Raw genomic sequence first — 12,543 nt, forward strand, 5'->3', positions numbered from 1 at the left:
CCTAACAAAAGGGATTACCCTCTAATGATAAGACAAGCAAACGTTGTCAAAAGTTTTTAACAAGAGATACATTCACTCCAAAAGATCCAAATTCTTTGGAACTTTGTGAAGAATTTAGGTCTGGCACCGAGCTAAGTTCCACAGGAGTTTTTCCTTGGCCTAAATTAAAACCTGTCACTTCCGAAACACTAAAAGAGGAAATTTGGTAAAATCCGCCATATTTGATTCCCAAAGTATCAAACACTTTCCAAACAAGTCCCATCTCCAAAGAAACCGAAGCTCCACCTAGTCCACGCATTAATCCTTCTTTTGATTGGAATGCTGTTAAATCAGTTTTGGAAACAGGTGGGCTAAAAACAACTTGGTTACTTGCATTTAAACTACCTGTGGAAGATGTTTCAATTCCATAACTCAGTAGTTTTAGTTGGCCCGCAAAGATTGTTAAATCACCAATCATATAAAAATTGAGCCAATCCGTAATGGATGTAGCAAAACCATAATTCATTCCATAGTTCTTTGTTCTAAATTCAACTGAACCAGTTGAGAACGCATAACCTTCTGTTACAGTTTGTTCTCCTGTTCGTAAAAATGGAAATTTTAATTGGAAGGATTGGAATGGGCCTTTCGATGATAATTCTGAATAACTAAAACTCAATTCAGAAGATGTTGAATCTGTTAAATAGTTGATGGGACCTAAACCGATTTTAAATCCAACCTCATTCACACCAGATTTAACCTTATCATTTAGGTAAAGGCCATTTGTACTAAAGCTAGTCCTTGAATCGTTGTATTGTTCTCCTTTCGCGTAAACAAATCCAATAAAAAAATCTTCTGAAAATTGATGAGAGTATTTAATGCGTGGTGAAATTGTGGAGGTTGGTCTTGATTCTGCACTCTCCGTAATGATACCAGGAGGGTTTAAATTATTTGTTATGTTACTGCTGTTGACAAAACTGGAAGCGACACGAGCAGAATTGAGAATACTCGAGACTGATTGTGGTCCACCTTCCGAAGGAGTTTGTACAAATTCACCTGCAAGTTCTAATACAGCAAGTCTTGATCCAAAAAAAGATTTTTTGGGAGTGGGACTTGTGGGAGGATTTGGTTCTTGATTTGGTTGGGAAACAGGTTGTGCCACAAGCGGAACAGAGAGGAATACAATGAAGATGAGGTGAAAAAACAGTGTACTTCGCATTGTTTCAAAAATGAAAATCTTAGAAACTGTTTCTATTAAAAAAAATTTAGAATGGCAAATTGGCTTAAAAAATTTACAAACTTTGGAAATATATTTCTTCTAGATTGTGTGTTGTCCTAAATCAAAGTGAAACGTTGTCCCTTCTTGTAACACACTTTCGACCCAAATTTTACCACCATGTTGTTCTATAAAATCTTTACTTAAGATGAGACCAAGCCCAGTGCCTACTTCTTGGGCTGTGCCAGGTGTTGAAACTTTTCGGTCTAAGCGAAACAAAGAATTGATTTGATCCTTCGTCATTCCTATCCCTTCATCTTTTACGTAAAAACAATGGTTTTTAGAATTAGTATCATTCTTTGAATGAGAAGGATTACATCCAATTTCAATTGTTTGGTTGTGATTGCTATATTTGATAGCATTTGAAATCAAATTACGAAAAATTGTTTCGATCATAAAAGAATCAGCTATCAATTGAAAAGATTTTGGTATTAGATTCTTGAGTGATAAGTTTTTTTTATGAATTGATAATGATAATAGATCAATCGTTTTGTGAACCAATTCGTATAAAGAAATCATTACAGGTTGGAACGTGATCATTCCATTTTGTGTGCTTGCCCAATGGAGTAAATTTTCCATAAGTGAATAGAGTTTTTCTGATGATTCATTTAAAATTTGTAAGTTAAGAAATCTATCTTCGTTGGAAAGAATAGTAATTTTTTCTGATAAACTTTTGGTAAACTCTCTATGTGACCCTAGAGGACCTTTCAAATCATGAGCAATAATTGAAAAAAATTTGTCTTTGGTTGCATTTAATTCACTCAACCTAAGTGCTGCTTGTTTTAATTTAGATTCACTTAATTTGTGTTCGGTGATATCGCGAGCGATTGCACAATTGTATTTTTTGCCATCGTATTCAACTAAATTGACAGTCACTTCAATGGGAATTGATGTTCCATCTTTTCTTTTGTTGATAGTTTCTAGTGTAAAAGATTTTCTCTTTAAAATATCTAACCAATGTGCATCCCAAATTTCTTTCGTAAAAAGAGGATCCACTTGAAACATTGTCATTGAAAGAAATTCCTCTTTCGAATATCCGAAATTGATACAAGCAGCGTTGTTTACAAATACATACTTACCATGTTCATCCAACCATAGGATGGAATCAGATATGGTATCGATAGAAAATTGTGTAAAATGAAGTAAATCGCTAATCTTTGTTTGGTGGTGGTTTTGGTTGATCTGAGACTGTTTTAGAGTTTGATTCTCCTTTTCTAATTTTTGGATCTCAGCGAGGAGGACTTCGTAGGATTTTTGCGAAGTAGGCATAAGGAATGACTTATTTTACAAAGCTTACAAAAAATTGCCAAGAACTATGTGAAATTCAATTTAAGAATCCAATTCTGGAAATTGACTTGACCAAGTAAAAATGATCAATCTAACTTAACAGCCTCTAGTTATGGCTTGTCTGTTTTGTCAAAATGGTTCAAAAACATTTTCTCGTTTGGAACCCATCCAGGAATTGAGCCAAACTCCTAATTTTCCAATCCATGACATCGTAGGAGAAACACTAACTCCTTACCGAGAAATTTATGAATGTTCCCAATGCCATCAGTATTGGTGGATCCGGGTAAAAGGAACGGGAGACCCAAGGTCCACCTATCCAGAGTATTACGAACAAACTGCAGAATTAATTGATGACCAACGTTTAGAATTGATCCGTTATCCATCGGTGGATCACCTCTTGCGTTACGGTGGATTAAACTATCCCTATTCCTTTTTTACAGAAGTATTGGAAAAAATTGCACTTACGGAAAAAGATTCGCTCAAACAAATCTTTTTAAAACGAACTCAGAACTTACCCAGTTCAGCAAAACTATGGTTGCGTACTTGGTTTCAAAAAGAATTTCCGAAAGAATTTTTAGATGAGAAAACAAAAGGTTTTCCCAGTGGGGCCAATTTACTGCACTCGATGCGAGAAGGAGAATCTATTTTGGTTACTGAGTGGATCACGATCGATCAATTTGTGATTCTTTCAGTTTATGATGAAGTGTATACACTCACGGCCTTTCATCTAAACGAAAAAAAAATCCTTTGGAGTCGGCCAGTCAAACGACCATTTTTGGAAGGATTATCCATTCCTTATTTGTTCTATCAGTCTGGACATTTGTGTTATTACCAAGGGTTTCAAAAGGGATCAGAATTTGATTCCAAACTCAATCGACCGAATGAGTTGTTATTATTTGATCTAAATGGTAATTTAGAAATTTCAATTCCACTTGCCCTTCGTTGTTACGACGTACTTTCAACAGAAGAACGAGATGTATCTGAATACCGTTTGGTTCATAATTTTTATTTTACCATCATCGAAGAAACATTATACCTTCCTCATGGGAATGAGGTCCATATTTACAATTTGAAGTCAAAAAAATTGATCCATACTTTAAAATCTCCAAATGGTGATGCCTTTACTGGTAAAACTTTCCTGACTCAAACAGGAATCATCCTATTTCACACATTAAAGGGAGTATTTGCAATTAACAATGAGTATGAAATTGTATTTCAATACAGTTCCAAGTTCCATCCAGTTTCGATTGATTCAAAATTAAATTTTTACTATTATTATGCTATTGTAGACATTATCCAAACGGGGGAACAAAAACGTTTTTCAAAAACACAAGATTCGGGAATCAATCTACCATTCGAATTGGCATCTCTTCCTATCGAATTCAAAGATAAAATATTGATTCCATTTGTTTGGGACAAATCCTATTTGTTAGATGAAAATCTCAATGTCACAAAGGAATTTGCGTTTACTTGTACGGATACCTTAGGTCCCCATTCTTTTGCTGTTACAAAATCACCCATTCTCAACGTAGAAGACAAACTTATTTTTACAAATGATTACCATTCTATTGTTATGATAGATGAATTAGGAAATGAGATCAGTCATATTCCGATCCAATCAGAAGTAATCCAATTGTTTAGTTTTGATGGAAAACATACTGTTGTCACTCTTTCTTGTTATGACGAGTACAGTGAAGACAATCAAATTGATTTGATATTACTCGGTAAAAATGGAGAGCAATTACTTCGAAAATTGTTCCCAGGTCCTGAAGGATTGAGTGCAAATTTCAATGGATTTCTCATTTTTACCCAACAAAATCTGATTTATTCATTCGATTTGTTTCAGCAAATTGAATTAACCATAAACCCAAAATGAAAATCCAAAGCCTCTTCCTACAATGTTTGGTATTTATGTTCTGCTCTGAACTGTCTGCAAACGAAATCATTGTCAGTCTAGACCAAATGCAAGAAAAACCAATTCATCTAGCAAAGTATATGTATGTATTGGAGGATACGAATCATCAAATTGAATTCCAAGATTTGAAGGTAAATGTTTTCAAATTTCCTTTTCATCAGAATCCAAATGCGAAAGAAGCCTTCAACTTTTCATATTCTAAATCAACTTATTGGCTTAAGGTAAAGATTGTAAATCCATATGATCACGAGTTTGTATCTAGTTTGGTTGTAAGTTATCCAAGACTAAAGACACTGGATTTGTATTTTGAAACGAATGAAGGAGTGAAATTCATTCCTTCTGGGTATGCGGTGGCATCAATGGATCGACCCTATCCTTCTAGGAATTTTGTTTTTCCTATTGCATTTCCAAAAAATACAACTTCGACGATTTTCTTAAAAGTAAATTCTCCAAATGCAATAAACTTACCAATTCAACTTTGGAAACAAAAAACCTATGACCGTCATGAAATTGATGATCATGTTTTGCAGGCGATTTATTTTGGAATGACACTTGCGATGATCGTGTTTAACCTTTTTGTATTTTTTATTTTAAGAGATATTAGTTATTTATTGTATGTATTGGTTGTATTGAGTTCTGCGATTGCGATTGCAACTCATAATGGAATTGCCTCCGAGTATTTATGGAACAACTCACCTTGGTTAGACCAATATGCGATCAATTTATTGATTTCAATTGTATTGATTTTATTCCTAATTTTTATGCGAACATTACTCCATACTAAAAAAGTTTTGCCGCGACTTGATCGAGTGAATTCATTATTAATTTTAATCCAGTTTTTTCTCCCTATGATTTACATTTTAAACTTTGATATGTTTATAAAATGGTTAGTATTAAGTCATACAATTACATCTTTATGGATTCTTATCATCGGTGTAATTTGTTCAATTAAAAGACAACGAATTGCCTATTTTTTCCTTTTAGCCTTTGCTTTTTTATTCCTTGCACTCATCATTTCCACATTAAGAGCATTAGGTTATATTCCTACAAATGTATTTACAATGGAAGGTCCACAATATGGATCAGCTGCTGAAATGATGTTACTTGCATTTGCGTTGGCTGATCGTTACAATTTTATCATTAAAGAAAAAGAAATCGCTGAAAACAATGTCAAAATCAATTTAGAAAAATCTAATTTAGAATTGGAGGAAAAAGTAAAAGAAAGAACATTTAAACTAAACCAAACACTCAGTGTATTAAGAAGAGATCTATTTGTTGCAAAAAAAATTCAGGAAAATTCTATTTCTGTTGATGTAAAACTATTAGAACAACTGAATTTTGTTTTCAAATACCTTCCAGTTTCAGAAGTAGGTGGTGATTTTTTTGACATCACTCATCTTAAAGATTCACGATTTAGAATATTGGTAGCAGATGCAACAGGCCATGGAGTACATGCTGCTATGATTACAATGGCGATCAAAGGGTTGTATGATCCAATTAAAGAATTTGAACTCACTCCAAGTAAAGTAATGGAAATTTTTAATGAAGAATTTATGGATAATTTTGTTTCATTAAACAGCTTACTGACTGCCATCATCATCGATATCCACTTTGAGGAAAAAACAATTCAATTTGCTTCTGCTGGTCATCCTTCTGCCGTATTAATACAAAATGGAAAATTGAAACTATTAGCAAAAACAGGAAGGATGATTGGACTCAAAAAACAAACCCATTATGAAAACATAGAGCTCAAATTTGATTCAGGAAATCGATTGTTTATTTTTACAGACGGTGTCTTCGAAGCTTTTAATCAAAATGATGAGGAATTTGGAGAAGAGAAACTACATGAACTTTTTTTGAACACCACTCATTTGTCTTTGTCTGAGGTGGAAGAAGAACTATTGAAATCTCTCCAAAATTTTCAAAATGGTCAGGACAGACAGGATGATTTAACAATTTTGGGTTTTGATTTGTAGGTTTATTTTTTTAAAAAAAGGTTTAATATTAAATTATTTTATATCAAATGAGGAGACAAATCCGTCTATTTTTCAGAGGATTGAATAGGAAATTATATGAGTTTGTTGTTTGAAAAAGCAAAATTAGGAAATTTGGAATTAAAAAATCATGTTGTAATGGCACCGATGACCAGATCGAGATCAATTGGAAATGTTCCCGGTGAAATCGTAGCTACATACTACGAACAAAGATCGGAAGCAGGACTTATCATTACAGAGGGAACCTCACCATCTCCGAATGGTTTAGGTTATGCGAGAATCCCTGGAATTTTTTCAAAAGAACAAACAGAAGCTTGGAAAGTTGTTACTGATAAAGTTCATAAAAAAGGAAGCAAAATTTTTGTTCAGCTGATGCATACTGGTAGGATCGGCCATGAATTCAATTTGCCAAAATCAGCAAAAGTTCTTGGACCTTCTGCCATCATGGCAAAAGGCAAAATGTGGACTGATAGTAATGGTATGGTGGATCATCCAACACCAAAAGAGATGTCTAAAGAGGAAATTCAATCTACGATTCAAGAATTTGTTTTAGCATCTAAGAATGCGATCACTGCAGGATTTGATGGAGTTGAATTACATGCAGCAAACGGATATTTGTTAGAACAATTTTTACATCCTTCTTCCAATCAAAGGACTGATGAATATGGTGGTTCAATTGAAAATCGTATTCGATTCATTCTTGAAGTGACCAAAGCAGTTTCAGATGCCATAGGAAAAGAAAAAACTGGAATCAGATTATCTCCTTATGGAGCATTTAACGATTTATTTCCTTTTGAGGAAACGCATGATGAATATTCTTTATTGGCACAAAAGTTAAATGAACTTGGTATTGTTTATATTCATTTAGTGGATCACTCTTCAATGGGGGCACCAACTGTAGAACCAAAAACTGTTTCAGCAATCAGAAAAAATTTTAAACACACTCTTATACTAAGTGGAGGGTATGATTCACAACGTGCTGAATCAGATCTATCATCAGGTAACGCGAATTTGGTGGCATTCGGAAAACCATTCCTAGCAAACCCAGATCTAGTGACTAAATTCCAAAAGAATTTGCCTCTTGCAAAATTTGATGAAACAACTTTGTATACTCCTGGAGAAAAAGGTTACACCGATTATCCACTTGTTTCCTAATTGATCCAAGCGCTCATTTTTTTGGGCGCCTCAATTGGAATCACGAACATACATGTTATCCAATCAAGGATCGGGCTCCTACGGGGTCCGCTCTCGCTCCCGTCCAAAGAGGTTTCACCTCATTGGACCTAAAGCCCTCCAGATCCCTGGCGCAAATGGACTCTCTAACTTCACTTCTGTCCTTGAGATACTTACCTTCTCCAATGTCTTAGTCATTTGCAAAATGCAATGTACAGATCTTGAACGAAAATCCATTCCAAGGAAATTCTCTCCTTGTTCGATCTGTTATAGTGAATATAATATCCACTATGTCAAACACACTCATCCAACAAGAAACAAGCAAAGTACACAAAGAAGTCATCGGTGCGAATGAAAAGTATGCATCTGAATTTGGGAAAAAAGGCGAGTTAGCACTCCCTCCTGCGAGGAGTTTTACCATCCTTACTTGTATGGATGCAAGACTGGATCCTGCCAAATATGCAGGCCTTGCAGAAGGAGATGCCCATGTGATCCGTAACGCCGGTGGTCGAGCGAGTGATGATGCCATTCGTTCCTTGGTGATATCGTATAAGTTATTAGGTACCAAAGAATTTTTTGTCATTCATCATTCAGATTGTGGGATGGAGTTATTCACCGATGCAATCATTCATAATCTCCTTTCGAAAAGTCTAAAAACAGCAACGATTGATGCAAATGGTTGGCGAAACGTAGAAGAATCAGGAGGCTCAGACGAAGCAAAATACATTCCGTTTCTAACCTTTGATCATTTGGAACAAAGTGTCATCGATGATGTCAAAAGAATCCGAAACCATCCTTTGATTCCAAAAGACATCCCTATCTATGGATATCATTATGATGTCAAAACTGGAAAATTGATAGAAGTCAAAGAAGCTACGAAGATCGGTAGGGCTTCCTAAACCAGTTCCAATCAAACAGTGATACTACGAACTTTTCCAAATTAAATTCCTTAGTTTTTGAAATTACCTTTCGGAAATGTAAGGAATCTGATAGAGAGGACGTATTGGGTGGCGGGTCTAGTTCCCCACCCTAAATCGGGCGGGGATACTCATATCCCAAGTGTACCCAAAGAAAACCCAAGAAATTCCCAATTCCAACAATTCTAATTGACGAAATCTAAGTGAACTCTTTATTTAACCAAAAGGTTAATTAGCTAAATGGTTAAATTAGAGCAAACGGAAGAATCCTTAAATACTACCTTCCAAGCCCTTGCTGATCCAACGCGTAGAAAAATCCTCATGCAACTAGTTTCTGGTGAGGCGACGGTTTTGCAATTAGCAGAACCATTCCAAATGAGCTTACCAGGAATTTCAAAACACATAAAAGTCTTAGAAAAAGCAGGTTTGATTGAAAGAGGGAAATCGGCACAATACCGCCCTTGTCGGATCAAAGCAGAAGCATTAGAAGAAGCTAATTTATGGTTACAACAATATAAAAAGTTATGGGAAGAACGTTTTGATCGTTTGGACCAATACTTGATGGATTTACAACAAACAAAAGGAAAAGAATAGAATGTACCAAAAAGAAGCCATTCTCACATTAGAGGAAAAAATCGTAAGATTAGAACGCACATTTCGGGCACCACTAAAACTAGTTTGGGAAGTTTGGACAAATCCTCTACATATTGAAAAATGGTGGGGACCAAAAGGATTTACCAATCCGATTGTGGACTTTGATTTCCACGTTGGTGGATCATATCGAATTGTGATGAGATCTCCAGAAGGAATCGATTATCCAGTCAAAGGAAAATTTTTAGAAATAACACCTTATCAAAGTTTTGTGATGAGTGATTTAGTTGATGAACATCCTGATGAATGGGTGAAAGAAGTTCAAAAAATCGCTGGAGTTACCGGTGATCGTTCCATGTTAAATTCAAAGTTACGAGTATTATTTGAAGAATCGAATAAAATAACAAAGGTTATACTAATAACTGAATTTATGTCAAACCAAATCCGCGATGGTTTCGCACATTCTGGTATGAAAGAAGGATGGTCACAAAGTTTTGAAAAATTAGAAGAAGAAGCATTACCTGAAACAAATGAACTGATAATAGAAAAAAAATTATCGCATCCAATTTCTAACGTTTTTGCTGCCTTTGCAGATCCAACCAATATAAACCTTTGGTGGGGACCAAATGGTTTTACGACTACAACTGAATCAAGAGAATTCAAAGTTGGTGGTAAATGGATTTATACAATGAAAGCTCCCGATGGAACTATCTATCCAAATTTAGTTCAATATAGAGAGATTCGGTATGACGAATATTTAGAATATATTCATGGTTCTGGTTCAACTGAAAAAGATGATAATTTTATCGTAAGGATTAGTTTTTTAGCCCTTTCAGAAAAACAGACTATTATCAAGATGAAAATGACCTTTCCGAATGCAAGTGTTAGGAATTCAGTCGTAGATTTTGGAGCAATTGAAGGTGCTCACCAAACATTGAGTCGATTGAATCAATTTTTGGATGCGAAATCTTAAGGTCGGAAGGTAAAAAATGACACGTGCTAGTTTATGGGAAGATTTAAAAAAAGCATTATCTGGATCTGAGGAAGATTTCACTGAAATAAATATAAAAAAGGCAATATTTCTATTATCTGTCCCAATGATTTTAGAACTAGTCTTAGAATCTGTTTTTGCAGTTGTAGATATTTATTTTGTAGGATCATTAGGAGCCTCTGCGGTTGCAACTGTTGGACTTACAGAAACTTATTTATTCCTTCTATATGCGATTGCAATGGGGTTATCCTTTTCAGTGACTGCCATTGTTGCTCGACGCATTGGAGAAAAAGAAAAAGATTTGGCTGGCATTGCTGCGATTCAATCGATTTGGATTGCAATCTTATCTTCAATTCCATTTTCTATAGCAGGAATTTATTTTTCTAAAGAATTGTTATTATTAATGGGAGCTGATGAATGGGTCCTAAATGAAGGATTTCATTATATGCAATGGATGTTAGGTGGAAATCTCATTGTTATACTTTTATTTTTAATCAACGCTGTGTTTAGGGGAGCAGGGGATGCAGCAATTTCGATGCGAGTTCTTTGGCTCGCAAATGGATTAAATATTATATTAGACCCAATTTTTATATTTGGATGGGGACCAATCCCTGCTTTTGGGATAACAGGAGCAGCAATCGCAACCAATTTTGGAAGAGGGGTTGGTGTTCTATTCCAACTGTGGTTGTTATTTCGAGGTGGTAAACATATCAAAATACTGAGAAGCCATCTTAAAATTGAATGGGAAACGATCCTCGGTATACTCAAAACTTCCTTAGGTGGAATAGGCCAAATGATAGTTGGTATGACCTCTTGGATTTTTATCATGAGAATCTTGTCTGAGTTTGGGAGTCAGACTGTAGCCGCCGCAACAATTGCACTTAGAACGATGATGTTTACTTTAATGCCATCTTGGGGTATGTCAAATGCTGTTGCCACTTTAGTAGGGCAAAATCTTGGAGCAGGAAAACCAGACAGAGCAGAACAATCAGTTTGGGTTACTGGTTTATATAATATGTGTTATTTGGTATTAGTCTCTCTCATGTATTTTTTCTTAAGTGAAAGGATTATCGGGATTTTTACTTCTGATCCAAAAGTAATTATAATAGGATCTGAGTGGTTACGTATTGTATCTTACTCTTATTTTGTTTATGCTTGGTGGATGGCTGCAAGTCAGGCTTTTAATGGAGCTGGTGATACCATGACTCCTACTAAAATTAATGTAATCTTTTTCTGGATCATTCAAATTCCCTTAGCATACACATTGGGAAAATACTTTGAATTTGGTTATAGTGGAGTTTTTTGGGCCATGATGATTTCTGAAACATCAGTCGGTATATATACACTCTGTTTATTTACAAAAGGAAAATGGAAAGAAACAAAGGTTTGATTTATCTAAGGAAATTTTAAAATGAAATCTAAAAAACCTGAAAATATAGATGAATATATACTTTCATTTCCGAAGGACATACAAATTATATTGAATCATATAAGATATATAATTCAAGAAGAAGCACCTAATGCAAAAGAGGCGATAAAATATGCAATTCCAACGTTTATTCAGAATGGGAATTTAGTCCATTTCGCAGCGTTTAAGAATCACATTGGATTTTATGCACTACCATCCGGGAATATTGCGTTCCAAAAGGAAATTTCAAAGTTTAAATCAGGAAAAGGTTCCATTCAATTTCCTATTACGGAACCCATGCCAGATGAACTAATTCGAAAAATTGTAAGGTTTAGATTAAAAGAAAATGAATCTAAGGAAAAAAAAAAACAAAAAATAAAATCATAAAATCTAAAAACCAATTTTGCAGTATTGTTGGAAGTGAGACTTTCATTGTCCGATATTATTATTTCCTTTTCTAAAGTATGAACTTTTTGATAATTTAATTTTTCAAAACACAGTTTTACTTTCAGAATTACAACATTTGAGATAGAGAGGACGTATTGGGTGGCGGGTCTAGTTCCCCTCCCTAAATCGGGCGGGGATACCGATATCCATTCTGTAAGCACCATTCCCAAGAATATCGAATCAAAACCATATCCTGTCCTCACTGCGCTCCGAGGCACGGCGACGCTCGTCGAAAACCTTCATGGCTTTCTTTCTGTTTTGTTCGCTCCCTATGGGTCGCTCACAGAACAGCTCGCGCCACTGTTCGAGTCAATTGGTTAGAAAATTGTGATTGGTTAGTTGGAGAAGTTGTCATGCGAGCGAAGGGACAAAGACCTCTCCGCTGTTCGGACGTCCTGTCCTCACTGCGCTTCGAGGCACGGCGACGCTCGTCGAAAGCCTTCATGGCTTTCTTTCTGTTTTGTTCGCTCCCTATGGGTCGCTCACAGAACAGCTCGCGCCACTGTTCGAGTCAATTGGTTAGAAAATTGTGATTGGTTAGTTGGAGAAGTTGTCATGCGAGCGAAGG

General features: G+C 35.4%; 10 protein-coding genes. 8 read left to right on the top strand and 2 right to left on the bottom strand.

Features of this window, described 5'->3' with window-relative positions; genetic code table 11:
• Nucleotides 1–46 precede the first annotated feature (46 nt).
• Together ND855_RS16950 and ND855_RS16955 are read right to left on the bottom strand one after the other, a co-directional pair.
• On the bottom strand, nucleotides 47–1,195 hold the full coding sequence (locus ND855_RS16950) for a hypothetical protein (protein ID WP_265359300.1): 1,149 nt from the start codon (nucleotides 1,193–1,195) through the stop codon (nucleotides 47–49).
• A gap of 99 nt (nucleotides 1,196–1,294) precedes the next feature.
• Nucleotides 1,295–2,521, bottom strand: coding sequence for a PAS domain-containing sensor histidine kinase (locus ND855_RS16955; RefSeq protein ID WP_265359301.1), 1,227 nt, complete (start codon nucleotides 2,519–2,521; stop codon nucleotides 1,295–1,297).
• 175 nt (nucleotides 2,522–2,696) lie between these two features.
• On the opposite strand from ND855_RS16955, the gene ND855_RS16960 reads away from it, so the two are divergent.
• From ND855_RS16960 to ND855_RS16995, 8 genes are all read left to right on the top strand, one after another.
• Nucleotides 2,697–4,415 (top strand): hypothetical protein, encoded by a 1,719-nt coding sequence (locus ND855_RS16960; protein ID WP_322113549.1) that lies wholly within the window; start codon nucleotides 2,697–2,699, stop codon nucleotides 4,413–4,415.
• The gene (locus ND855_RS16965; protein WP_265359303.1) at nucleotides 4,412–6,430 is read left to right on the top strand and encodes a 7TM diverse intracellular signaling domain-containing protein; all 2,019 of its coding nucleotides are present in this window, start codon (nucleotides 4,412–4,414) and stop codon (nucleotides 6,428–6,430) included. The genes ND855_RS16960 and ND855_RS16965 overlap by 4 nt, the downstream gene beginning before the upstream one ends.
• A 96-nt stretch (nucleotides 6,431–6,526) precedes the next feature.
• On the top strand, nucleotides 6,527–7,603 hold the full coding sequence (locus tag ND855_RS16970; RefSeq protein ID WP_265359304.1) for an alkene reductase: 1,077 nt from the start codon (nucleotides 6,527–6,529) through the stop codon (nucleotides 7,601–7,603).
• A gap of 308 nt (nucleotides 7,604–7,911) precedes the next feature.
• Nucleotides 7,912–8,520, top strand: a complete 609-nt coding sequence (locus tag ND855_RS16975; protein WP_265359305.1) for a beta-class carbonic anhydrase — start codon at nucleotides 7,912–7,914, stop codon at nucleotides 8,518–8,520.
• Between the two features lie 258 nt (nucleotides 8,521–8,778).
• The gene (locus ND855_RS16980; protein WP_265359306.1) at nucleotides 8,779–9,132 is read left to right on the top strand and encodes an ArsR/SmtB family transcription factor; all 354 of its coding nucleotides are present in this window, start codon (nucleotides 8,779–8,781) and stop codon (nucleotides 9,130–9,132) included.
• Between the two features lies 1 nt (nucleotide 9,133).
• Nucleotides 9,134–10,102 (top strand): SRPBCC family protein, encoded by a 969-nt coding sequence (locus ND855_RS16985; RefSeq protein ID WP_265359307.1) that lies wholly within the window; start codon nucleotides 9,134–9,136, stop codon nucleotides 10,100–10,102.
• Between the two features lie 16 nt (nucleotides 10,103–10,118).
• Nucleotides 10,119–11,510 carry an MATE family efflux transporter gene (locus tag ND855_RS16990; protein WP_265359308.1) on the top strand — a complete coding sequence of 464 codons (1,392 nt, stop codon included), beginning with the start codon at nucleotides 10,119–10,121 and terminating at the stop codon, nucleotides 11,508–11,510.
• A gap of 21 nt (nucleotides 11,511–11,531) precedes the next feature.
• On the top strand, nucleotides 11,532–11,915 hold the full coding sequence (locus ND855_RS16995; RefSeq protein WP_265359309.1) for an iron chaperone: 384 nt from the start codon (nucleotides 11,532–11,534) through the stop codon (nucleotides 11,913–11,915).
• The last annotated feature ends 628 nt before the right edge of the window (nucleotides 11,916–12,543 follow it).

The sequence above is a fragment of the Leptospira paudalimensis genome (assembly GCF_026151345.1).
Lineage (GTDB): Bacteria > Spirochaetota > Leptospiria > Leptospirales > Leptospiraceae > Leptospira_A > Leptospira_A paudalimensis.